This window comes from Methylobacterium sp. UNCCL125 (genome assembly GCF_900116795.1).
Taxonomy (GTDB): Bacteria; Pseudomonadota; Alphaproteobacteria; order Rhizobiales; family Beijerinckiaceae; genus Methylobacterium; species Methylobacterium fujisawaense.
In genome coordinates this window covers 1-21,642 of the sequence record NZ_FPBW01000023.1, presented here as the reverse complement: position 1 = coordinate 21,642, position 21,642 = coordinate 1, and the positions used below count along the sequence as shown (strand labels likewise).

20 protein-coding genes and 1 rRNA gene are annotated in these 21,642 nt (G+C 71.7%); 12 read left to right on the top strand and 9 right to left on the bottom strand.

The genetic code is table 11. The features are described 5' to 3' along the window. Positions 1-318 precede the first annotated feature (318 nt). The 3 genes from BM396_RS22170 to BM396_RS22160 all read left to right on the top strand — a co-directional run bounded on the left by BM396_RS22170 (position 319) and on the right by BM396_RS22160 (position 2,505). Complete coding sequence (locus BM396_RS22170) at positions 319-1,605, top strand: Zn-dependent hydrolase (RefSeq protein WP_043387079.1); 1,287 nt, start codon at positions 319-321, stop codon at positions 1,603-1,605. A 47-nt stretch (positions 1,606-1,652) separates the two neighbouring features. Continuing rightward, positions 1,653-1,952: a hypothetical protein gene (locus tag BM396_RS22165; RefSeq protein ID WP_043348759.1), complete on the top strand. Its 300-nt coding sequence runs from the start codon at positions 1,653-1,655 to the stop codon at positions 1,950-1,952. 97 nt (positions 1,953-2,049) lie between these two features. Next, positions 2,050-2,505 carry an SRPBCC domain-containing protein gene (locus BM396_RS22160; protein WP_043348757.1) on the top strand — a complete coding sequence of 152 codons (456 nt, stop codon included), beginning with the start codon at positions 2,050-2,052 and terminating at the stop codon, positions 2,503-2,505. A gap of 9 nt (positions 2,506-2,514) precedes the next feature. On the opposite strand, the gene BM396_RS22155 is transcribed toward BM396_RS22160, so the two are convergent. Beyond that, positions 2,515-2,766 (bottom strand): hypothetical protein, encoded by a 252-nt coding sequence (locus tag BM396_RS22155; RefSeq protein WP_043348754.1) that lies wholly within the window; start codon positions 2,764-2,766, stop codon positions 2,515-2,517. Positions 2,767-2,922: 156 nt separating this feature from the next. Here BM396_RS22155 and BM396_RS22150 point away from each other — a divergent pair, with 156 nt between their 5' ends. The 3 genes from BM396_RS22150 to BM396_RS22140 all read left to right on the top strand — a co-directional run bounded on the left by BM396_RS22150 (position 2,923) and on the right by BM396_RS22140 (position 5,051). After that, positions 2,923-3,711, top strand: coding sequence for a spermidine synthase (locus BM396_RS22150; RefSeq protein ID WP_043387081.1), 789 nt, complete (start codon positions 2,923-2,925; stop codon positions 3,709-3,711). A gap of 271 nt (positions 3,712-3,982) precedes the next feature. After that, positions 3,983-4,189 (top strand): hypothetical protein, encoded by a 207-nt coding sequence (locus BM396_RS22145; RefSeq protein ID WP_043348747.1) that lies wholly within the window; start codon positions 3,983-3,985, stop codon positions 4,187-4,189. A gap of 322 nt (positions 4,190-4,511) precedes the next feature. Then, positions 4,512-5,051, top strand: coding sequence for a hypothetical protein (locus BM396_RS22140; RefSeq protein ID WP_244538929.1), 540 nt, complete (start codon positions 4,512-4,514; stop codon positions 5,049-5,051). Positions 5,052-5,332: 281 nt separating this feature from the next. On the opposite strand, the gene BM396_RS22135 is transcribed toward BM396_RS22140, so the two are convergent. Then, positions 5,333-6,289: a LysR family transcriptional regulator gene (locus tag BM396_RS22135; RefSeq protein ID WP_043387084.1), complete on the bottom strand. Its 957-nt coding sequence runs from the start codon at positions 6,287-6,289 to the stop codon at positions 5,333-5,335. 101 nt (positions 6,290-6,390) lie between these two features. Here BM396_RS22135 and BM396_RS22130 point away from each other — a divergent pair, with 101 nt between their 5' ends. From BM396_RS22130 to BM396_RS22120, 3 genes are read left to right on the top strand one after another with little or no spacing between them, the layout of a single operon-like run. Beyond that, positions 6,391-7,023, top strand: coding sequence for a YceI family protein (locus BM396_RS22130; protein WP_043387085.1), 633 nt, complete (start codon positions 6,391-6,393; stop codon positions 7,021-7,023). A gap of 16 nt (positions 7,024-7,039) precedes the next feature. Continuing rightward, positions 7,040-7,645, top strand: coding sequence for a cytochrome b (locus BM396_RS22125; protein WP_043387087.1), 606 nt, complete (start codon positions 7,040-7,042; stop codon positions 7,643-7,645). After that, entirely contained in the window at positions 7,642-8,238 is a 597-nt protein-coding gene (locus BM396_RS22120; protein ID WP_081948751.1) for a YceI family protein, read from the top strand. The genes BM396_RS22125 and BM396_RS22120 overlap by 4 nt, the downstream gene beginning before the upstream one ends. Positions 8,239-8,405: 167 nt before the next feature. On the opposite strand, the gene BM396_RS22115 is transcribed toward BM396_RS22120, so the two are convergent. From BM396_RS22115 to BM396_RS22105, 3 genes are all read right to left on the bottom strand, one after another. Continuing rightward, positions 8,406-8,984, bottom strand: a complete 579-nt coding sequence (locus BM396_RS22115; protein WP_043387089.1) for a GNAT family N-acetyltransferase — start codon at positions 8,982-8,984, stop codon at positions 8,406-8,408. After that, positions 8,984-11,329 (bottom strand): Orn/Lys/Arg family decarboxylase, encoded by a 2,346-nt coding sequence (locus tag BM396_RS22110; RefSeq protein WP_043387091.1) that lies wholly within the window; start codon positions 11,327-11,329, stop codon positions 8,984-8,986. The genes BM396_RS22115 and BM396_RS22110 overlap by 1 nt, the downstream gene beginning before the upstream one ends. 218 nt (positions 11,330-11,547) lie before the next feature. Continuing rightward, positions 11,548-12,528, bottom strand: a complete 981-nt coding sequence (locus BM396_RS22105) for a hydroxyacid dehydrogenase (protein ID WP_043387093.1) — start codon at positions 12,526-12,528, stop codon at positions 11,548-11,550. 512 nt (positions 12,529-13,040) lie between these two features. On the opposite strand from BM396_RS22105, the gene BM396_RS22100 reads away from it, so the two are divergent. Continuing rightward, a complete protein-coding gene (locus BM396_RS22100) occupies positions 13,041-15,170 on the top strand; it encodes a TonB-dependent receptor (RefSeq protein WP_043387109.1) in 2,130 nt (709 codons plus the stop codon). 153 nt (positions 15,171-15,323) lie between these two features. Then, the gene (locus BM396_RS22095; RefSeq protein ID WP_043387095.1) at positions 15,324-16,079 is read left to right on the top strand and encodes a hypothetical protein; all 756 of its coding nucleotides are present in this window, start codon (positions 15,324-15,326) and stop codon (positions 16,077-16,079) included. Positions 16,080-16,088: 9 nt separating this feature from the next. Here the strand turns inward: BM396_RS22095 and metB are convergent, their stop codons facing one another. From metB to BM396_RS22075, 4 genes are all read right to left on the bottom strand, one after another. Further along, positions 16,089-17,249: a cystathionine gamma-synthase gene (metB, locus tag BM396_RS22090; RefSeq protein ID WP_043387111.1), complete on the bottom strand. Its 1,161-nt coding sequence runs from the start codon at positions 17,247-17,249 to the stop codon at positions 16,089-16,091. 212 nt (positions 17,250-17,461) lie between these two features. Then, a complete protein-coding gene (locus BM396_RS22085; protein WP_139239531.1) occupies positions 17,462-17,698 on the bottom strand; it encodes a hypothetical protein in 237 nt (78 codons plus the stop codon). Between the two features lie 34 nt (positions 17,699-17,732). Beyond that, the gene (locus BM396_RS22080) at positions 17,733-18,713 is read right to left on the bottom strand and encodes a BLUF domain-containing protein (protein ID WP_043387099.1); all 981 of its coding nucleotides are present in this window, start codon (positions 18,711-18,713) and stop codon (positions 17,733-17,735) included. Between the two features lie 27 nt (positions 18,714-18,740). Then, entirely contained in the window at positions 18,741-20,465 is a 1,725-nt protein-coding gene (locus tag BM396_RS22075; protein ID WP_043387101.1) for a putative bifunctional diguanylate cyclase/phosphodiesterase, read from the bottom strand. Positions 20,466-21,538: 1,073 nt separating this feature from the next. Between BM396_RS22075 and BM396_RS22070 the strand changes: the two genes are divergently transcribed. Continuing rightward, positions 21,539-21,642, top strand: a 16S ribosomal RNA gene (locus tag BM396_RS22070); the annotation flags it as partial.

Here is a 21,642-nt window from a genome sequence, read left to right as displayed (position 1 = left end):
ACGCGGCGTCGCGGCCGCCGAGTTTTGGGTCGCATTGCGGCCGAGGAAGACATCGATGCGGCGCAGGGTGAATCTCGGCGTTCCTCGACAGGTCTCGGTCGTCCCATCACGGCACAAAGACCGGATCCACATCGCTGCGGCAGAGAAAGTTCGATCACAAATGATGGGTAGACCGCGCGATCGGAGAGAATTCCGCACTCCGCCCCGGGCTCCGGGACGGCCGCTGCCGGGCCGCCGGAACGCGCGTCGCCCGACCCTGGTGCGGGTTGCCGGTGCGCCGTAACCTGCACCGTCCGGTCGGCATTCGGCAGAGGCACCATGGAGCGCACGGTGGACCGCATCAACCTCCCGCTCTCGCAGGTCCGGCTCTGGGACAGCCTGATGGACCTCGCCCGGATCGGCGCGCTTCCCAACGGCGGCAACGACCGGCAGGCCCTGACCGACCGTGACGCCGAGGGCCGCGCCCTGTTCCAACGCTGGGGCGAGGCGGCGGGGCTGACGCTCACCGTGGACCGGGTCGGCACCATGATCTTCCACCGCCCCGGGCGCGATCCGAGCCGCAAGCCCGTGGCCATCGGCAGCCATCTCGACACCCAGCCCACCGGGGGCAAGTTCGACGGACCCCTCGGCGTGCTGGCCGGGCTCGAGATCATGCGCGCCCTGCACGAGGCCGGGATCGAGACCGAGGCGCCGCTCCTGCTGATCAACTGGTGCAACGAGGAGGGCGCGCGCTTCGCCCCGCCGATGAGCGGCAGCGGCGTCGCCATGGGCATCGTCCCGGAGGCCGACATCCTGGCGACCCGGGACCTCGCGGGCCACGTCTTCGGCGACGCGCTGCGGCGCATCGGCTGGCAGGGCACGGCGGATCCGGCCGCCCTGCGGGAGATCGGCGCCTATTTCGAGCTCCACATCGAGCAGGGCAAGCGCCTGGAGGAGGCCGGCCTCACCATCGGGGTGGTCGACCGGGCGCTCGCCCAGATCTGGTACGAGATCACCGTGCTGGGCGAGGAGGCCCATGCCGGCAGCCCCATGGCGGGCCGGCGGGACGCGATGATGGCCGCGGCGGCGCTGATCGCCTCGCTGGAGGACATCGCCGAGACGGCGGTCGGCGAGGGGGGCGAGCGCGGCCGCGCCACCGTCGGCGTGCTGAAGGCGGAGCCGGCGAGCCGCAACATCACGCCCGGCCGGGTCTGGTTCAGCCTCGACACCCGCCACGGCGACACCGCGCAGCTGGAGGCGATGGGGACGCGGATCCGCGCCCGGGCCGACGCGCTGGCGGCCGGGCGCGGCGTCACGATCCAGGTCTCGGAGTTCTGGCGGGCGCCCCCGACCCCGTTCGATCCGGTTCTGGTGGATCGCGTCCAGGCGGCGGCGGAGGCGCGGGGCCATGCCTGGACGCGGATGCCGACCGCGATCTACCACGACGCCGTCTACTGCGCCCGCGCGGTGCCGGCGGCCCTGGTGTTCTGCCCCTGCCACGGCGGGATCAGCCACAACGAGGCCGAGAGCATCACGCCGGCCTGGGCCGGGGCCGGCCTGGAGGTGCTGGCCGACGCGGTGCTCGCGACGGCGGGTCTCGCCGCCCCCCGGACCGGGCCGGCCTGAGCCCCGCCCGCACCGGCACCCGCGTACGAACGGAGACTGGGTTCCGCATGTCCGACGACAACGTCATCCGCCCCGCCTTCGGCGTCCCCCGCACCCCCGCGCCGGAACCGGAGCCCGATCCCGCCCAGGCGCCCCTGCGCGTCTTCGGCACGGGGGCCGGCCATCGGGTCGGCCTGATCCGGGACCCGTCGGCGGTCGAGGGCGACGTGATCCGGGTCGTGGTCGGTCCGGAGGACGAGCGGGGGGTCGAGACCGTGGCGCTGCTCCCCGCCGACGCGGAGACCGAGGCCGAGCGGATCGGGTTCGCCATCCTGCGGGCGCTGGAAGTGGTCGAGGGCGCGGTCTGAACCGCCGGGTGGGCGGCGCGCGGTCTCGGAGAGCGGGAGCGGCCGGGGCGAACGGGCGCCGGCGGGAGGGCGGCGGGAGGGCGACGGGAGGAAAGGCATGACGGGCGTTCGGATCAGCAGCACGGAGATCGCGATCCCCGCGCGGGCCGGACTCGTCTGGTCCGTGCTGACGGATCTGGATTCCTACCCGGCGTGGAACCCGTATATCCGCAAGGCGGCGGGCCGCCTGCGCGAGGGCGCGCGCTGGCGCCTGGAGCGGACCCTGAACGGCCGCGCCTACCGGACGCGCCAGGTGACGGTGACCGGCTGGGAGCCCGGCCGGCGCCTCGCCTGGCGCGGCGGCCTCACGATGCCGCCCCTGCTCGTCGGCGAGCACGAGGTCCGGATCCTCGAGACCGCCGACGGGGTCCGCCTCGTCCAGGCGGTGGCCGTCGCAGGCCTGCTCGCTCCCGCCCTGGTCCCGTGGCTGCGGACGCGCCTGCAGGCCCGGTTCGCGGCGATGAACGAGGCCCTGCGCGACGAGGTCCTGCGCCGGCTGGCCGAGAGCGCCTGACCGCTCCGGTCAGACGACCGGCTTCGGCTTGACGACGGGCGAGCGCGTCAGGCTCTCGATCGCGCGGCCCGGCCGTCCGGCCTTGCGGGCGATCTCTTCCTCCTGCTCGGCAATGAGCTGCCGGGCCGGCTCGTCGCCGTCCAGGCCGCCGAGGATCTCGGCCGGCACACGCCGGTTCGAGGCCCGTGAACCGTCCGTGAAGACGATATCGAACAGAACGGAGCCCCGCTCCTGGGGTCTCGACTTGATGCGTTTGGCCATAGGTGCTGATACGCCGCCGGAATCGGTCGCGGCAAGGTGCGTCGCCGGGCAGGGGGGTGCGCGACGCGCACTGCCGGGTCCGGGCGCCGCCTTGCTCCTGCCGCGATCCCTCCGCCGCCCGTACGGGACGGGCGCCGGCAAGCCGAGGACGTGTGCGTGATACCCTGGGTTCATCTCGATACCGGATCCGTGCCCGGGGGCGGCACCGACCTGCGCCTGATGCGGCGCGGCGACGAATTCGCCATCATGGCCGACACGATCGAGCTCATGAACAACCGGCGCAGCGGTTCCGAGGTGGCGCTCGCGGCGATGACCTGCGCGCGGCTCCAGGACCGGCCCCGGGCCCGGATCCTGATCGGCGGCCTCGGCATGGGCTTCACCCTGCGGGCGGCGCTCGAAGGCCTCGGGCCGGAGGCGCAGGTGGTGGTGGCCGAGCTGGTGCCCGCCGTGGTCGCCTGGGCCCGGGGGCCGCTCGCCCACGTCTTCGCCGGCTGCCTGGACGATCCGCGGGTCGACCTGCAGGAGGCCGACGTCAACCGCCTGATCCAGGCCGGCCCGGCGCGCTACGACGCGATCCTGCTCGACGTCGACAACGGCCCGGAGGGGCTGATGCGCAAGGCGAACGACCGGCTCTACGACAATTGGGGCCTGAAGCGCGCCCGCTGGGCCCTGCGGCCGGGCGGCATCCTGGGCGTCTGGTCGGGCGCGCCGGACCGGAAGTTCAAGAGCCGCCTGCAGCGCTCCGGCTTCGCGGTCGACGAGCAGCGCGTCCACGCGAGCGGCCGGGGCAGCGGCCCGAAGCACGTGGTCTGGCTCGGGACCCGGACCGAGGGGCAGGCCGAGGCTCGGGACGAGGCTCGGGGCGAGGGCCGGAGCGAGGGCCGACCGGCGGGCGGCGCCGGACCGCGCGGACCGGCCCAGGGCCGGCGGCGGCCGGCGCGCTAGGGCCGTTCCCGCACGGGGTGCAACCGGGTTCTGTGATTCCCCACCGCGGGTTGACGGGACCGACGATGCGGCCTCTGCGGCGTTCCGATCCACCCCTCTCCGCCTGAGGGGCCCGCGCTCCGGCCCCTCAGGAGGACGGGGGCGGGTCGGACGGCCGGCCCTGGTCCGAAGCGCGCCATAGCAACGCGGGGAGAACGGCTCTCGCGACCGGGGCTGCCGCCCAGGGTCGCACCCCCTGTCCCGATGCGGGACGCTTCCGCACATTCCCAGCATGGGTGCGACGGGCGGGCATCTCTACACGGTCGAGGTCAGGCCGAGCCGGCATGATCCCGGCCGCTTCACCTGGGCGATCCGCGACCGCGGCAAGCTGGTCCGGGGGTCGTTCCGCCCATACACCTCCGAGCACGCGGCACGCGCCGTCGCGGAGGCGGAGATCGAGCGGCTCATCGGCCAGGATGGTCGGTCCGGGGGGGCCTAGATCCCGTTCTCACCCACCCGCCACCGCCAGATCCGCGTGCAGGGCGCCCTGCGCGTCGCGCGGTCCGTCCGCGATCCCGCGCCGTGACATGCTTCAGGTGCATGACTGAACGGCCCGACAGGGGAGCATATGCATATCTCCCCGGCGTCCGATCCGTTGCATGCCGCACTGCGGTATCCTATCTTTGCATTGCGGGATGGCGATGGCGTCGCGATCCCGCTGCCCTTCTTGGGCGTTTCCTCCCTAGACTTCGGGCCGCTCCTTCGGGAGTGGCCTTTTTTGTTTGCGCCGACGCACGGTTCGATGGCGCGGAACCGGGAGCTTGGCGGTACGTTTTTCCGCCATGGAACACTACCGCTCCACCCTCGGTACCACTGCCGTTGCCGTATTCGGGCTGGTGGCGGCCGCGCATATTCTGCATCCGGGCAATTACGAGGTGCAGACACGCCCTGCACGTCCGGTCGTGACGGCTGCGGCACCGGTCGCGCCGGCCGCCTGGGTGAATCCCCCGGCCCACGCGTCCGCACCGGAGACCACCGGAGCGCTGGCGGCTGTCCCGACGCCGCGGATCGCCGCCGCGGTCCCCTCCACGGCGATGCCGACCGCGCCGCTTCCGGCCGAGATGGCACGTCCGGCCGAACCGCTGCGGAAGGCCGTGGCGACGCATCGGCCGAAGGGGGCGGAGCGTGGGTCGCGCCGGACTGCCCGGCTTCGCCACGCCGCACTCGAGCGCACCGCGCAATCCGATCGGCCCGCCGTCGTCGCCGCGGCCCCCCAGACGGCCCCGGTGGCCGCCCCGTCCCCGAAGATCGATCCGATCGGCGACATCATCCGCGGTCTCGGCCTCGGTCGCGACGGCTGAGCCGCGCCGCGATGCCCCGACTCCGACGGGGCGGAAGGGTGCGTCGCGCACGGGATGGCGAGATCCGTCGGCTGGTCCGGGGTCAGGTGCGCATCGCCGGTGCGCATCGCCGGTGCGCAGAGCGATGCTGTCGCCACGGCGCAGATATAAGTCGGTCGTGATGGACCGGCCCGTCGACGGCAGAACGAACCGGGTGGCGGCGGGTCGCTCGGCTTAGGCGGTCGCCCGGGCGATGCCCATTCCGATCGCAGCCCCTGTCATCTTCGGCGCAAGAGAGGGCGTCATCTGTTTGGGTCGTCGCCGTCCAGGGTGGCGCCGGGGCAGTCGCGCGCCGCCAGGGCGCTGCGGACATGCTCACGGAAGACCTGGACGCGGGCGGGCAATTCGCGCCCGGCGAGGGTGACGGCGCGCAGATGCGCGCCGCGGGTCGCCCAGGGGCTGAGCACCCGCAGGATCTCCCCCGCCTCCACGGCGCGGGCGGCGACGAGGCTCGGGAGATGGCCGATCCCGGCGCCCGCCAGGGTCAGCCGGTGCGCGGTGGCGAAGTCGCTGACCCGGATGGCCGGGCTCAAGGCCAGCGGCTCGGTACGGCCCTGCCCGTCGGTCAGCACCAGTCCCGCCGTGCCGATCCGCTCCCGGGCGAGGATCAGGTCGTGGTCGTGCAGGCCCGCGAGGTCCGTCGGGGCCGGGCGGCGCAGCAGATAGGCGGGGGCGGCGTAGAGGCCCAGAGCCAGGGTCGCGAGGACCATCGCGCGGTAGCCGGTCTCCTCCGCGCCGCCGAGACGCAGGGCGAGGTCGATCCGGTTGGCCGCGAGGTCGAGGCGCGCGTCGGTGTTCAGCATCTCCACGGTGATCTGCGGGTAGGCGGTCCGGAAGCTCGCGACGATCTCGGGCATCACCTCGATCCCGAAATCGATCGAGGTCGTGATCCGCAGATGCCCGGTCGGCACCGTGCGGGCGTCGCGGGCGGTCTCGGCCGCCTCGTCGAGGAGGGTCAGGCTCTCCTGCGCCTTGGCGTAGAAGGCCAGCCCTTCGGCCGTCGGCGAGACCGCCCGTGAGGTGCGCGCCATCAGCCGGGCGCCCAGCGCCTGTTCCAGGCGGGAGATCCGCCGGCTGACGCTGCCCTTGGTCTCCTGCAGGCTCGCGGCCGCGGCCGTCACCGTGCCGAGATCGACGACGGCGCAGAAGGCCCGAACATCCTCGAGTCCGCCCCGGAAGGTTTCCGTTCTCGCAACCATGGGGTTCCGGATAGCAGGCTCAACCGGTGCCGTGAACGGGTCTACAGGGCTGCTGCGGCGCAGCGAATCGCGCTCGACCGTCTGCTCTGCAGGAGACACCCTTGAAGTCGATTTTCGCCTCCGGCCTGCTGGCCCTGCTGGTCGCCACCCCGGTCGCCACCTCGGTCGCCACCTCGGCGCTGGCCCAGACCCCGCCGACCCGCGATCCGGCGCAGATCCAGGCCGGTACCTACGCGGTCGATCCCGGCCACACCCAGGTCGGCTGGCGCGTGTCCCATATGGGCTTCTCGAACTATGCCGGCGGCTTCTCGGACGTGTCCGGCACGCTGGAGCTGCAGCCGAAGAACCCGGCGGCGGCCAAGCTCTCGGTGAAGATCCCGGTCGCCTCGGTGACGACCACCAGCGCCAAGCTCACCGACGAGCTCAAGGGCGACCAGTGGCTCGACGCCGCCAAGTTCCCCGACATGACCTTCGTGTCCACCAAGGTCACGCCGGCCGGCAAGGACCACGCGAAGGTGACGGGCGACCTGACGCTCCACGGCGTGACCAAGCCGGTGACGCTGGACGTCACCCTGGTCGGCGCCGGCGTGAACCCGCTGAGCAAGAAGTATACGGTCGGCTTCGAGGCCACCGGCACGCTCAAGCGCTCGGAGTTCGGGGTGAAGACCTACGTGCCGCTGATCGGTGACGAGCTGCACCTCACCATCGCGGGCGCCTTCGAGAAGCAGGACTGACACCGGGGGATCGGCCATGGCGAACGGGGTTTCCGCGCGGCGGTACTCCGCCGTGGCGATCCTGCTGCACTGGGCGAGCGCGCTCGCCGTGCTCGTCCTGATCGGCCTCGGGCTGACCATGACGCACGCGGCCCTGGCGCCGCTGCGCCAGTTCCAGCTCTACCAGTGGCACAAGTCGGTCGGCGTCACGGTGCTGGCGCTGACGGTCCTGCGCCTCCTCTGGCGCCTGACCCACCGGCCGCCACCGCACCCGGTTGGGATGCCGGCGCGGGAGCGGCGGGCGGCCGCGGCGGCGCATCACCTGCTCTATCTGCTCCTCGTCGGGCTGCCCCTGACCGGCTGGGCCGTGGTCTCGCTGTCGCCGTTCAACATCCCGACGGTGCTCTACGGCCTCGTCCCCTGGCCGCACCTGCCGCTGGCGGCCCACGTCCCCGACCCCGCCGCCGCCGAGGGCCTCCTCAAGCAGGTCCATGCCCTGGGGGCGTGGTTCCTGGCGGCGCTCCTCGCCGTCCACGTGGCGGCCGCCCTGCGCCACCATTTCCTCCTGCGCGACGACGTGCTGCGCCGCATGCTGCCGGGGCGCCGGCCGTCGACCGCCCCGATCGTGGAGCCCACCCGATGAACGCGCGTCACCTCTGCCTGCTCGCGGCGCTGCAGGGCGCGTTCTTGTGCGCGTTCCTGGGCGAAGCCCTGCCGGCTGCCGCCGCCGAGTGGGCGGTGGATCCGGCCCGGAGCGCGATCCGGTTCTCGGGCGTGCAGGTCGGCGTCCCGTTCACCGGGCGGTTCGAGCGGTTCACGGCCAGCGTGGATTTCGACCCCGCCAAGCCCGAGGCGGGGCACGCGCTCGTGCTGGTCGACCTCGCCAGCGCGCGGACCGGGGACGTCCAGCGCGACGAGGCCATGCCGCAGAAGGACTGGTTCGACGTCAAGGCGGCGAGCCAGGCGCGCTTCGAGGCGACCCGCTTCGTCGACAAGGGGCAGGGCGACTACGCGGCGGTGGGGACGCTGACGATCCGCGGCACGAGCCGGCCGGTGACGCTGCCGTTCCACCTGACCTTCGACGGCGGCGCGGCGCATGCCGTGGGGCGCGTCGGCCTCGTCCGCACCGAGTTCGGCGTCGGCCAGGGGGCCTGGGCCTCGGGCCAATGGGTGGCGCTCGATGTCGGCGTCGAGGTCGACATCGTCGCGACGGCGCAGCCGGCCTCCGGCCACTGATCCCGGCCCCGGTCGAATCCTTCGGCGGGTGTCACGCGCTCCGTCATCGCGAGCGCAGCGAAGTGACCCAGGGTAGCGCGCCCTCCGTAAGTGTGGCGCTCCTGGATCGCTTCGCTGCGCTCGCAATGACGGCGGCCGGGCGTCGGACGCCGCCCCGTCCCGGCCCGCTACCCCGGCCGGTCCTCCGACCCGGTGCCCAGCGCCCGCTGGACCATGACGCTGTCCGACCAGTGGCCGAACTTGAAGCCCACCGCCCGCAGGTAGCCGACCCGCTCGAACCCGCAGGCCTCGTGGAGCCGCAGGGACGCGGCGTTCTCGGCATCGATGTAGCCGATCATCTGGCGGTAGCCGCCGGCCGCGCAGGCTTCGATCAGGGCCGGCAGCAGCCGGCGGCCGATCCCGGCATGCAGGTGGTCGGGATGCACGTAGATCGAGTGCTTCAGCGTGTAGCGGTAGGCCGGGCGTTTCCGGAACGGCACCGCGTAGGCGTAGCCCGCCACCGCGCCGTCCCGGTCGGCCACGAGGTGGGGCAGGCGCTTCTTGCGCATGGTCTTGCGCCGCCGCTTCAGGTCGTCGGGAAGCAGACGGTCCTCCTCGGCGACGCCGACATCGCTCACGCCCCTGCTGATGTGGTGCTCGTAGATCGCCACCATCGCCTCGACATCCGCATCCGAGGAGGCGCGGATGACGATGTCGGGGCAGGTGCGGGCCGGGATCAGGCCGGGCGTCTCGACCTCGATCTCCATCAGGCCCCCTCGCGTGCCACGTAGGTGTGGAAGCCGATCCGCCCGTCCGGATCGACCTCGCGGTAGACGCCCTGGATCTCGGCCTCGAAGCCCGGGAACAGGTTGGCGGAGGCCTCGAACATCTTGAAATAGTCGAGCATGGGCTTGGCCCGATCGTCCAGGCGCTCGCCCGGCAGCACCGTGCCGATGCCCGGGGGATAGACCAGCATCAGCGTGGTGGCGATCCGCCCCTCAGCCTCGGCGATCGGCACGTAATCGACCTTGTTGCGGGTCAGCAGCTGGGCGGCCTTCTTGGGCGGCATCACCATCTCGGGCAGGTGCTCCGGGGCGAACTGGCGCCGCTGGAGCGTGGAGGTGCCGGCCTCCCGGTGGAAGGCGTGGAATTCGGCGCAGAGGTCGCGCAGGCGCACGCCGCGGTAGCGGTTCGGCCGGCGGTTGACGAATTCCGGCATGGCCTCCTCCAGCGGGACGTTGTCGTCGTGGAGCCGCTTGAAGGCGACGAGGCCCGAGATCAGCGTGCCGGCCTTGGAGGATTCGACCCCCGGGGTCAGCAGGAAGAGCAGCGAGTTCAGGTCGTTCTTCTCGGCGACGATCCGGTTCTCACGCAGGTACTGGGCCACGATCGGCGCCGGCACGCCGTGCTGGGCGTAGGCCCCCGTGTGCCGGTCGAAGCCGGGGGTGAGCACGGTGAGCTTGTTCGGGTCGGTGATCGCGTAGCCCGGCGCCACGTGGGTGAAGCCGTGCCAGCGGGCGCCCGGCTTCAGCTCCCAGTGGCGCGGCGTGGCGGCGAGCTCGTCGGTCGGCACGCTCTCCCACGGCACCTCGGCCCCGTCGGCATTCACCGTCACGTCCGGCACGAAGGGGTCGAAGAACCAGCGCCTTGCGGGATCGCGCTCGTTCTCCTCGAATTCCCGCCGGATCGCCCGGACCTTCTTGCGCCACTCGATCCCGAGCCGGATCGTGTCGTCCCACAGGATCATGCCGGAGCGGCCCTTCATCATCTGGGCGCCGACATCGAGGGAGGCGAAGAGCGGGTAGAAGGGCGACGTGGAGGCGTGGACGAGGAAGCTCTCGTTGAGCCGCTTGTGCTCGACCCGCCGGGTCTGGCCGCGGATATGCCCGTCGCGGGTGTGGATCTGCGAGGCCTGGGAGAAGCTCGCGAGCTGCTTGTGGGTCGATTGCGTGGCGACGATGCCGGGCGAGGTCTCGTCGAGGCCGGTCAGCCCCATGGCGAAGCGGCGGGCGTAGAGCGGGTGGAACTTCATGAAGCCCGCCCAGGCCTCGTCGAACAGGATGTAGTCGCAGAGGTGGCCGATCTTCTCCAGGATCTCCTGGGCGTCGTAGATCGTGCCGTCGTAGGTGCACTGCTCGATCACCGCGACGCGGAACGGCCGCTCCCGGCGCCACGCCTCGGGATCGGTCACCAGCGGGTTCCGGCGGATCTTCTCCCGGATCCGGGTCTCGTCGAGGGCCTCATGATACATGGGGCCGATCAGGCCGTAGGCGTTCCGGTCCGTTTCCAGAAAGATCGGGATGCCGCCGCCCAGGAACAGGGCGCCGTGATGCGCCGCCTTGTGGTTGTTGCGGTCGAACAGGACGAGGTCGTCCTCCGCGATCAGCGAGGACAGGACGATCTTGTTGGAGGCCGAGGTGCCGTTGAGGACGAAGTAGGTCTTCTCGGCCCCGAAGATCTTCGCGGCCTCCTTCTGGGCCTTCAGCGCCGGGCCCTCGTGGGTCAGCAGGTCGCCGAGGTCGAGGACCGAGTTGTCGAGGTCGTCGCGGAAGATCGCTTCCCCCAGGTGCTCCACGAAGATCCGGCCGATCGGCGACCGGTTGTAGAAGATGCCGCCGTTGTGGCCCGGACAGGTCCAGAGCTGGTTGCCCTTCTCGGCGTAGTCGACGAGCGCGCCGAAGAACGGCGTCTTGAGGGTCTGGGCGTATTGCGTGACCCGGCTGACGAGGCCGCGGGCGATGAATTCCGGCGTCTCCTCCGCCAGGAAGATGTAGCCGTCGATGAAATCGAGCAGTTCGACCGGGATGTCCTCCAGCCGCTTGCGGCGGACCATGATGACGATCGGCATCTCCAGGCCGCGCTTGCGCATCATGTCGATGAGGGCGGCGGCCTTGCCGTCGAGGCCGCGCTTGCCCCAATCGACCACGAGGCAGCCCACCGCGGCGTCGGTCTGCACGGCGATGGCCGCGTCCTCGACCCGCCGGGCGCGCACCACCTCGAAGCCGCGCTGCTCCACGGCTGCCACGATCTGATTGACGCGCGCCCCTTCGAGATCGTCCGGATCGAAGGCGGGGGCGCACATCAGGACCGTGAAGCGACGGTGGAAGTCCATGGAGCCCTCTCTGGCCTCGGATGCAGCGCGTGGCTTTCCGGCCCGTCTGCGACGATTGCATGACAACGTGCGCGGCGGGCGGTCGTGGTGCGGACGAAAGGGCGTGATCCGGGCGCGGTCGGAGCCGTTGGACCGCGGCCTTCCCACCCGCGCCCTCATCCTGAGGTGCCGGTCGGAGATCGGTCGCGCGGCCCGCGGCGGCAACCCGTCTCAGGGTATCACAGGGCGCGCCGCCGCGCCCAGACATCCGGATTGACCAGTCCGCCCGGCCGCCGGCCCGCCAGCACGTCGACCACGCGGCCGGCGGCGGTCTCGGCGGTGCGGATCAGGGCCGACCCGGTGGAACCGCCGACATGGGGCGTCAGGATCGCCCGCGCCTGACGGGCGAGGGGGTGGTCGGCCGGCAGGGGCTCCTGGGCGAAGACATCGAGCCCGGCGCCCGCGATCGTGCCGGATTCCAGCGCCTCCACCAGGGCCGCCTCGTCGATCAGGCCGCCGCGGCTGGTGTTGATCAGGAAGGCGTCCCGCTTCATCCCGGCGAGCTGGTCCCGGCCGATCAGGCCGCGGGTGGCCGGGGTCAGGGGCACGTGCAGGGAGACGATGTCGGCCTCCGCGAGGAGCGCGTCCACCGAAGGAGCCCGCAGGGCACCGGCATTGGCGAAGTCGGCGTCCGGCCGGCTCGGGCCGTAGGCCAGCACCCGCAGGCCGAGGGCCGTGCCGAGCCGGGCCGTCGCCTGCCCGATCGCCCCGAAGCCGACGAGGCCCAGCGTCAGGCCGGCCAGCTCGATCAGGCGGGCGGTGAACTTGAAGCTGTCGTCCCCGCGCCGGACCGAGCGGTCGGCCTCCGGCAGGGCCTTGGCCAGGGCGAAGATCAGCGCCAGCGTCTGCTCGGCCACCGAGACGGCGTTGGCGCCGGGCGTATTGACCACCACGATCCCGGCCTCGGTCGCCTCGGCGGTGGCGACGTGGTCGGTGCCGGTGCCGTGCACGCCGATCACCCGCAGGGCCGGGGCCGCTGCGATGGCGCGGGCCGGGAAGCCGGTGTTGCGGGTGATGACGGCGACGCACGGGGCGGCCTCGCGGGCCAGGGTCTCGGGATCGGTGCCGCTCGCCGGACGCGGCTCCAATCCGGCCGCCCGCAGCCGGTCGAGGCCCGCCGCGTGGATCGGCTGGACGATGAGGCACGGACCGGTGATCACGGGAAAACCTCTGCACTAGAGGAGGGGTGACAGGCACGTTTCGCGCCGGGCCCGTCTAGGCGGGGTGGGCAACCCTGGCAACCGGGCGCCCCGGTCTCCGCCGCGGCAACCCGATCGGACGCGCGCGATCCACACCCGATCGCGGCCGTGTCGGGCCCCGCACGCCCCGCCCGGCCCGACGATCCCGGCCGCGCGCCTCAGCCGAGCTCTAACCCGGCCTTCCGCGAAATCGCCTGCTCGACCGTGCGATGATGAGTGAGGCACTGATAATGATGTCGTTCGGCAATGGAAGTCAGTATAGAAAGCAATCAATATCGATCACGTAGATCGACCCTGCGTGCGCTGAATATAATTATAATTAATCCAAATGTATTTTTGACACACGTAGAGATATTTGCTGCCTTGCTCCGTGATTCGGAGCTTTCGTCACGACAATGCGGTCTCAAGATTTCTCGGTGCCGGTTTCCGCGCGGAACCGGCGCCGGCGGCGCGCGGCCCGGCCGGTTCTCCCGATGGCTGTCCTGCTGGGCTTCGTCGGTTCCGGGCTGCACGCGGCCCGCGCGGAGGAGGCCGGGGCCGGCCGGGACGTCCAGCTCGACGAGCTCGCGGTCGCGAGCGCGGCCGCGCCGCGCGGACCGGTCCCGGCCTATGCCGGCGGTCAGGTGGCGCGGGGCGGTCGCCTCGGCCTGCTGGGCGATACCGAGATCCAGAAGGCGCCCTTCAGCATCGCCAGCTACACCGACACGCTCATCCGGGACCGGCAGGCGCGGACGGTGTCCGAAACCCTGGTCCTCGACCCGTCGGTGCGCGCCACCCAGACCACGGGGGCGCCGTTCGACTCCTTCTCCATCCGGGGCTTCCCGTCCAACGAGAACACCAGCGGCGAGGTCGCCTTCGACGGGCTCTACGGCATTGCCCCGAGCTTCCGCATCTTCACCGACTACGTGGAGCGCATCGAGGTCCTGAAGGGGCCGTCCGCCGCCCTCACGGGGGTGTCGCCGAACGGCGCGGTCGGCGGCGTGGTCAATATCGTCCCGAAGCGCGCCGGCGCGGACCTGACCCGCGTCACCCTGGATTACGGCTCGACCGCCTGGGGCGGCAGCCAGGTCGACGTCGCCCGCCGCTGGGGGCCGGGACGGGAATGGGGCGCCCGCGTCGTCGGCAGCCTGCACGGCGGCGCCACGCCCTTCGACCGCCAGACCGAGACGACCGGCGTCGGGGCCCTGGCCCTCGACTACCAGGGTGACCGGTTCCGCGCGTGGCTCTACCTGCTGGCGCAGACGGACCGCTTCAACGCGCCGCTGCGCCCGTTCCTCCTGCGGGCCGGCGTGCCCGTACCGCGGGCGCCCGACGGTCGCCTGAACCTGACCCAGCCCTGGGCATACTCGGACGTCGACGATCGCGGCGGCCTGCTGCGCACCGAGTACGACCTGACCGATCAGGTCACGCTGTTCGCGGATGTCGGCGGCGGGCAGACCGGAGTGGAGCGGTACTTCCAATCGGCACCGACGATCCTCAACGGCCGCGGCGACACGACCAGCACGCCGCAATTCTACGCCCTCGGCGTCGACCGGCTCACCTACGACGGCGGCGTCCGGGCCAGGTTCGAGACCGGATTCATCCGCCACGCCCTCACGCTTCAGGGCTCCGTGTACGACGAGGCGACGGGACGGCGGTTCTCGCCCGGCCGGGGCGCCTATCTGTCGAACCTCTACGTGCCGGCCCTCGTCCCGTACATCGCGCCGATCTACGGCATCGGCCGGCCCCGCCTGTCCGACAGCACCCTGTCGGGGATCGCGGTGGCCGACACGCTGTCGGCCCTCGACGAGCGCGTCCTGCTGACCCTGGGTGTGCGCCGCCAGCGCGTGGAGGCGCACAATTACCTGTCGAATGTCGGCACGCTGGCCTCGTCGTACGACAAGAGCGCCACGACCCCGATGGTCGGTCTCGTGGTGCGGCCCTGGGACTCGGTCTCGCTCTACGGCAACTACATCGAGGGCCTGAGCCGCGGCGACGTGGCTCCGGCGGTGGCGACCAATTCCGGCACGATCCTCGCTCCCTACGTGGCCCGACAGGTCGAGGCGGGTGTGAAGCTCGATCTCGGCCGGTTCGGCGCCACGCTCGGCGCCTTCCGGATCACGAAGCCCGCGGGCGAGCTCGGCCCGCAGGGGCGCTTCGCGGCGACCGGCGAGCAGCGCGTCGGCGGGCTCGAGCTGAGCCTGTTTGGCGAGATCACGCCGCAGGTGCGGGTGGTCGGCGGCGTCACCCTACTCGACGGACGCCTCGTCCGGACGGCGCTCGCCGCCAATCGCGGGCACCGGCCGATCGGCGTGCCTGAGGTCCAGGCGAGCCTGGGCGCCGAGTGGGACCTGCCCGGGTTGCCCGGCCTGACGCTCAACGGCGCCGTCATCTCTACCGGGCGGCAGTTCGTCGACCTCGCGAACACCCAGGCCCTGCCGGCCTGGGCCCGCCTCGACCTCGGCCTGCGCTACACGACCCTCGTCGCCGAGCGGCCGACGACCTTCCGGGCCAGCATCCTCAACGTGACCGACGCGCGGTACTGGACCGGGGTCGCGTCGTTCGGCACCTTCTTCCAGGGCGCGCCGCGCACCTACCTCCTGTCGATGGCGGTGGATCTCTGAGCCGGACCGGAGCGGCCATGCTGCTTCTGACGGGCCGCGCGATGTTTCACGGGAAACATTTTCTTAACCCTGAAGGTCGGGCGTGCGGGGGCCGCCCGCTGTTGCAGCGGCGCCGTCGCGGCGCGGCGCCGGCCGGGTTACCACCGGTCCACCATGACCACATCGAGCTGGCGCACCCTCCGCAACGAGCTGGCCCGGGCGCGGCTGGAGAAAGCCCTGCCGGCCATCTTCCCGGCACCGGTCCTCCAGCACGCTTTGGCGCGCCCGCTGATCCCGCCGACGCCGCGGCTCGCCGTCGAGAGCTACTGGCGTAACCACATCCTCCGCGCCGACCGGCTGGCCCGGGCGCTGGCGGCCCGCTCCGGGACGCCCGAGGGCTGGACCTGGCAGCTCGGGGCCGAGGGCCGGGCCGGAAGCTTCCGCATGCCGCCGGCACCCTACCGCGATCCGGCCTTCGCCCGCGGCCGGGGCGTCTGCTGCATCTGCGGTCAGCCGGTCTACCGGTTCGGCTGGCACCGGGATCTCTGGGCGCGCGGCGCCCCCAACACCAATGCCGGCTGGCACGCAGCCTGTGTCGCGGCCTGGAAGTTCTGGATCGCGCCGCATGCCCAGGTCCGGGCGCTGAAGCTCCGCCAGCGGCATCGCTGCACCACCACCGGCAAACGCCTGCTGAAGACGGCCGAGGTCGACCACACCTTGCCGCTCTACCGGGTCTGGCGGGAACACCGCGACGCGCCCTGGCCGGTGCTGCTCGGCTATTGGGGGGCGCCGAACCTGCAGGTGGTCAACCGCGCCGCCCATGTCGACAAGTGCCGCGACGAGGCGGCCGAGCGCTCCCGGACCGTGCAGCGCGCCCGTTTCCGGGTGGTCGAGGACGAGTCCGGGTTCAGCGTGGTCGAGGAGGAGTGACCGGCCGGCTCAGCCGTCCAGGGACTCGAAGGCCCGCGACAGGTCGGCCAGCAGGTCGGCTTCCGCCTCCAGGCCGACAGAGAGACGCAGCAGCCCGTCGGTGATGCCCGCGATGGCGCGCGCCTCCGGGTCCATGGCCGCATGCGTCATGGTCGGCGGATGGGCGATCAGGCTCTCGACGCCGCCCAGGGATTCGGCCAGCGTGAACACCCGCAGGGCCTCCACGAAGGTCTTCACCGCCGCACGGCCCCCGGCGAGCTCGAAGCTCAGCATGGCGCCGAAGCCCGCCTGCTGCGTCTTCGCCAGGGCGTGTCCCGGATCGGTGGGCAGACCCGGGTAATGCACGCGGGCCACCGCCGGATGCGCCTCCAGGAAGGCCGCCAGGACGGCGGCGTTGCGTTGCTGCTGCTCCACCCGCACGAACAGGGTGCGCAGGCCCCGGAGCGTCAGATAAGCGTCGAGGGGCGAGCCCGTGACCCCGATCGTGTTCGCCCAGGCGGCGAGTTCCTCCCCAACGGCCTTGTCGGCGGCGACCACGACCCCGCCGATGACGTCGGAATGGCCGTTCAGGAATTTGGTGGTGGAATGGACGACCAGATCCGCCCCGAGGGCGATCGGCTGCTGCAGGGCAGGCGACAGGAAGGTGTTGTCCACCACGGCCAGCGCGCCGGCCGCCTTCGCGTCCGCGGTGATGCGTCGGATATCCACCACGCGCATCAGTGGGTTGCTGGGCGTTTCGATCAGCACGACCTTCGGCCCCTCGGCCAGGGCCGCCGCCCGCGCGTCCGGATCGGTCTGGTCGACGAAGGCCACGCGGTAATGCCCGCGGGCGGCGCGGAAGCTCAACAGCCGGTGAGTCCCGCCGTAGCAATCGTGCGGTGCGACCAGGAGATCGCCCGGCCGCAGGCTCGACAGCGCGAGATCGAGGGCCGCCATGCCGCTCGCCACCATGACGGCGCGGGCGCCGCCCTCGAGCTTGGCGATCGTGTCGGCGAGGGCGTCCCGCGTGGGGTTGCCGAGACGCGAGTAGTCATAGGGTCCGGCCTGCTCGAAGGCCGGGAACTTGAAGGTCGTCGACAGGTGGATCGGCGCGATCACCGCGCCGAAGGCCGCGTCCTGGGCCACGCCGTTGGCCGCCGCAACGGTACGGGCTGCAAATCCCTCTGACATCGCCTCGTCCTCCACGCAGAGATCGTCCGCACCGTCCAACCGGAGCGAACGGGCGTTCTTTATGCAGAACGTATCAGACTTTCAAGAGAACGATCCCGCGTTCATGCTGGGACGGTCAGCGCCCGGCGACGCCACGGCCACGGCGCCATGCCGGCGAAGACCTGTCCCGTCGGATCCCCGCGCGCAGCAGGGCCGCCCCCGATAGCCGAGCATCACGGTGGACAGTACGTAGCGCAGGACTGTGTCGCCCCGGCGGTCGGGTCGCCGCCTTGGCCGAGCGTGACGACCGCGTGCCAGTGCCGCAGGCCTTGTGCGCGCTGCGGGGTGAACGCGTCGAACAGGGTGGTCCTGTCGATGGCGGACAGGCGCAGGCACAGGGCGCCACCGGTCATGCCCGGGGGCTCCGGAGGTCGTGCGGCCGCGTCATCGGGTCCTTCGAGATCGGCCACGATGACACCCTTTCGCCCGCCCGCCGCGGCGGAGTCAGGCGGTGCGGGTGTCGCGCACCGCCGCCGGTGGCGTCTCGTCCGCCACGGCCGGTGCGGCGGCCCGCACGCCCTCGGCCTCCTGCGCCAGGGTGCGGGCCAGGAGACCGGCCCTTCCGGCCCACAGGTCCCGTTCGTCGCGCAGGACCTCAAGCCGGTCCGCGGAGGCGGCCAGTGCGACGCGCAGGCCGTCGATCTCCGCCCGCAGGTCGGTCGTACGCTGCCGCTCGCTCGCCAGGGCCGCCTTGAGCACGCTGAGGGCGGCTTCGGCCGCGCCGCGCGTCCCGGCGGGGCGACGCAGGACCGGTGCGGCCCGCGGCGCCCGATCCGACCCGGCAGGAGCCGGCGCCGGGGCCTGGGATGCGGGCTCCGGACGCAGCCGCGCGATCTCGGCCCGCACCTGCGCGACGTCGAGCCCGGCAGCCGCACGCGGCTCGGGCCCGGCCGCCAAGGGCGCGCGCTCCACGGGAGCGCTCTCCAAGGGGGCGGCCTCCACGGGGGCGGTCTCCGAGATAGCTGTCGCCACGGGATCGGCCCCCACGACCGGAAATCCCTCTTCCTCGAGAACGAGCCCGTGCAGCATGGCGAAGACCCGGTCGCCGTCGAGGCGCGCGAGGTCGAAGCCGCTCTCGGCCGAGAGGCTGCTGAAGCGGGCCTGCCCGCTGGACGACTGGCCCACGAACGCCATCGACCAGTTGGCGAAGGCGCGGCTCTCCGCCGGGCCGCATTGCAGGACCGTGACGTCGTCGTGCCGCAGGTCGCGCTGGATCCGCTCGAAGGTCGTCTCGACCCCCCGACGCGGACCTTCGAGCACCTGCGCGAAGGCGCCCGCGTTGAACATCAGGGCGCCAGTTACCCCGAGGGCCGCGTTGTTCCGCTGGGACGCGTCCAGGATCTGGCGGACCGCGGCCATCACCTCCGGCTCCGAGCCCTGCAGCAGGTTCTTGCTGGCATAGACGAGACGGTAGAGGTCGCTCATGGCAAGGCGTTCCGAAGGGGAGAGTGATCAGGTCTGCGGAAAGCCGGCGAAGACCTGGCGTAGGTCCTCGGCGGGTACGGGCTTGCTGATGAGGTAGCCCTGCACGTCGGTGCAGCCCTCCAGGCGGATGCGCTGCATCTGCTCGGCCGTCTCGACGCCCTCGGCGACGGTGGTCATGCCCAGGCTCTTGCCCAGGCCGGCGATCGCCCGGATGATCGCCTCGCCGTCGGGCTTGCTGGTCAGATCCTTCACGAAGGAACGGTCGATCTTGATCTTGTCGAAGGGGAACGAGCGCAGGTAGCTCAGCGACGAGTAGCCGGTGCCGAAATCGTCCATGGAGACGCGCACGCCGAGTTCCCGCAGCCGGTGCAGGGTCTGGAGCGTCCTGTCGTTCTCCTGCAGCAGAACGCCCTCGGTGATCTCCACCTCCAGCCGCCGGGCGGGCAGCCCCGAGCCGGCCAGGGCCGAGATGATCGTCTCCACCAGCCGGTCGCTCTTGAACTGCGCCGGCGAGACGTTGACCGCCACCGACATGTGCTCCGGCCAGGTCATGGCGTCGCGGCAGGCCTGGCGGACGACCCACTCGCCGATCGGGACGATGAGGCCGATCTCCTCGGCGAGCGGGATGAAATCGAGGGGCGAGACCAGCCCGCGTTCGGGATGGCGCCACCGGATCAGGGCCTCGCAGCCGATCAGCGTGCCGCTCGCGAGCTGCAATTGCGGCTGGAAGTGCAACTGGAATTCCCGCCGGGCGAGCGCCTGCCGCAGGTCGAGTTCGAGCTTGCGGCGCGCCTGCATGCGCGCATCCATCTCCGGCTCGAAGAACCGGTAGGTGCCGCGGCCGTCGAGCTTGGCCCGGTAGAGGGCGAGGTCGGCGTTCTTCAGGAGCCGGTCGGCGTCGGTCCCGTCCTCGGGGGCGAGCGCCACGCCGACGCTGGCGCCGATCGTCAGGAGATGGCCCTCCACCATGTAGGTGCGGCCGATCAGGTCGACGACGCGGCGGGCGAGGGCCTGCGTGCCCGCCGCGTCGCGGATCCCGGCCTGGAGGATGACGAACTCGTCGCCGCCGATCCGCGCCACCGTGTCGGTGGGCCGCACCGTCGAGCGCAGGCGGTCGGCGACCGTCTCCAGCAGCGCGTCGCCGATCGGATGACCGAGCGTGTCGTTGACCGGCTTGAACCGATCGAGGTCGATCAGCAGCAGGGCGCAGCACTCGCCCGTGCGCGCGAGACGCGCGAGCGCCTCGGCGAGACGCTCGCGCAGGAGCAGGCGGTTCGGCAGACCGGTGAGGGGATCGCGCCGCGCCATCGCGTCGGCCCGGGCTTCCACGGCCTTCCGGGTGCTGACATCCTCCAGCGAGACGACCCAGCCGCCCGTCGCGAGGGGATGGAGTTCCACCTGGACCGTGTGGTCCCGATGCCGCAACTCGAACACGACCGGCTGCCGCCGGGCCAGCGCGCGGCGGAGGCTGCGCAGCAGGGCGCCCCGCGGCGGGGCGGTCCCGGCCCGCAGGGCCCGCAGCAGCGGGATCGCCGAAGCCTGCACCCGCAGCGTGACATTGAGGCCGGCCAGGAGCTGCCGGGCCGGGGCGTTCGCCGCGATGACCGTCCCGGTGGGGTCGATCATCAGCAGACCCTGCCGGACCGCGTCGAGAAAGGGGAGCAGGGGAGCGCGCCCGACGCCCCGCTCCGGCAGGGGCGGACGCGCCGCCTCCCGGCGCGACAGGTCGGCAGGCTGGGGATCCGCGCGCATGCCAAGGGGCCTCGGAGTGAGCCGCCGGGCAAGCTGCGGCTGGAAACAGGGACTCCATAGATGCGAAGATGCTAATTCCATCTTTAAGGACCAGAAGATCGCGGGCCTGATCTGCGTTCAAGACTGCGAATGCGATCATGCCGCTCGCCGCCGCCCGGTCCGCTGCGCTCAGGCCATGAGCCGGGTGCTCTTCAGGGAGCCGCAGGCGGGGGCGGGCGTCGGCGATCGCGGCGATCCGCAGATTTCCGGCCGGCGCGCCCGGCCTGTCGGCCGCGCGAGGGGGATCGGTTCGGGCGCCCGGACAGGACGCTTGCCAGAGCGCCGGTCCGCGGAGGACCCAGGCGATGCGGCGGCGGCGGCGGCGGTCGGTCGGGCGCGGATGCGGAGGTGTGCATCCCGGGCTTGGCCGGCCTGCGCCCGGCCCCTTGCGTCGCGCGGCGAGCCCCACTACATCCGCTTCACCGGACGCGACGGCACGCCGTCCTCCGGTCCTTCCAGCAGCATCGCCGGCCAGCGACGACCCTCAGGGTCGGATGGTCGTCGGACTTGAGCCTAGGCTCAACCCGCACGCGGCGACTGAGGGAGCGTCCATCGTCCAGCGCTTCACCGAAGGGCCCCCGGGCCGTTCTGCGTTGCGCTTTGTCGACGGAGGCACCGGAAACCGGCTCGACCGGTTCGGTTCTTTCGCCGGGAAAAAGGGCGGTTGACACGGAAGTCTGGGGCGGCTTATACGGCGCCTCCCGACGCGGTCCGGAAGAAAAACGGAGCGGGTCGGACGGACTTCCCGAGGTTTAGAAAAGTAGATCTGGCGAAAGCCGAGGTACTTGACTTCTCCTCGAAAGGTAATTACGAGAGTGATTACTGATCTTTGACAAGTTGGAATTGAGGAAGGGAGACGCGGGCGGCGTTTGTCCTTGCGGCCAGGCCTTAGGGTCTGGCGTGAGAGACTTGTGCCGATCTGTTGTTCTTCTTTCTGAGCTCACCGACGGGTGTTTGGCGCTGTGAAGCGTTGGATGCTTGGTCGATGTGAGGCTCCGTCTGAGAATACACGTGATCGGCCAGATCAATCTCTTCAACGTGAGAGTTTGATCCTGGCTCAGAGCGAACGCTGGCGGCAGGCTTAACACATGCAAGTCGAGCGGACCTTTCGGGGTCAGCGGCGGACGGGTGAGTAACG

Bases quoted from the DNA above. Each gene is read 5' to 3' on its own strand.
- BM396_RS22160 (WP_043348757.1), top strand. From the start codon at position 2,050: ATGACGGGCGTTCGGATCAGCAGCACGGAGATCGCGATCCCCGCGCGG.
- BM396_RS22110 (WP_043387091.1), bottom strand. From the start codon at position 11,329: ATGGACTTCCACCGTCGCTTCACGGTCCTGATGTGCGCCCCCGCCTTC.
- BM396_RS22170 (WP_043387079.1), top strand. From the start codon at position 319: ATGGAGCGCACGGTGGACCGCATCAACCTCCCGCTCTCGCAGGTCCGG.
- BM396_RS22115 (WP_043387089.1), bottom strand. From the start codon at position 8,984: ATGGAGATCGAGGTCGAGACGCCCGGCCTGATCCCGGCCCGCACCTGC.
- BM396_RS22125 (WP_043387087.1), top strand. From the start codon at position 7,040: ATGGCGAACGGGGTTTCCGCGCGGCGGTACTCCGCCGTGGCGATCCTG.
- BM396_RS22120 (WP_081948751.1), top strand. From the start codon at position 7,642: ATGAACGCGCGTCACCTCTGCCTGCTCGCGGCGCTGCAGGGCGCGTTC.
- BM396_RS22100 (WP_043387109.1), top strand. From the start codon at position 13,041: ATGGCTGTCCTGCTGGGCTTCGTCGGTTCCGGGCTGCACGCGGCCCGC.
- BM396_RS22135 (WP_043387084.1), bottom strand. From the start codon at position 6,289: ATGGTTGCGAGAACGGAAACCTTCCGGGGCGGACTCGAGGATGTTCGG.
- BM396_RS22165 (WP_043348759.1), top strand. From the start codon at position 1,653: ATGTCCGACGACAACGTCATCCGCCCCGCCTTCGGCGTCCCCCGCACC.
- BM396_RS22145 (WP_043348747.1), top strand. From the start codon at position 3,983: ATGGGTGCGACGGGCGGGCATCTCTACACGGTCGAGGTCAGGCCGAGC.
- BM396_RS22080 (WP_043387099.1), bottom strand. From the start codon at position 18,713: ATGAGCGACCTCTACCGTCTCGTCTATGCCAGCAAGAACCTGCTGCAG.
- BM396_RS22075 (WP_043387101.1), bottom strand. From the start codon at position 20,465: ATGCGCGCGGATCCCCAGCCTGCCGACCTGTCGCGCCGGGAGGCGGCG.
- BM396_RS22155 (WP_043348754.1), bottom strand. From the start codon at position 2,766: ATGGCCAAACGCATCAAGTCGAGACCCCAGGAGCGGGGCTCCGTTCTG.
- BM396_RS22095 (WP_043387095.1), top strand. From the start codon at position 15,324: ATGACCACATCGAGCTGGCGCACCCTCCGCAACGAGCTGGCCCGGGCG.
- metB (WP_043387111.1), bottom strand. From the start codon at position 17,249: ATGTCAGAGGGATTTGCAGCCCGTACCGTTGCGGCGGCCAACGGCGTG.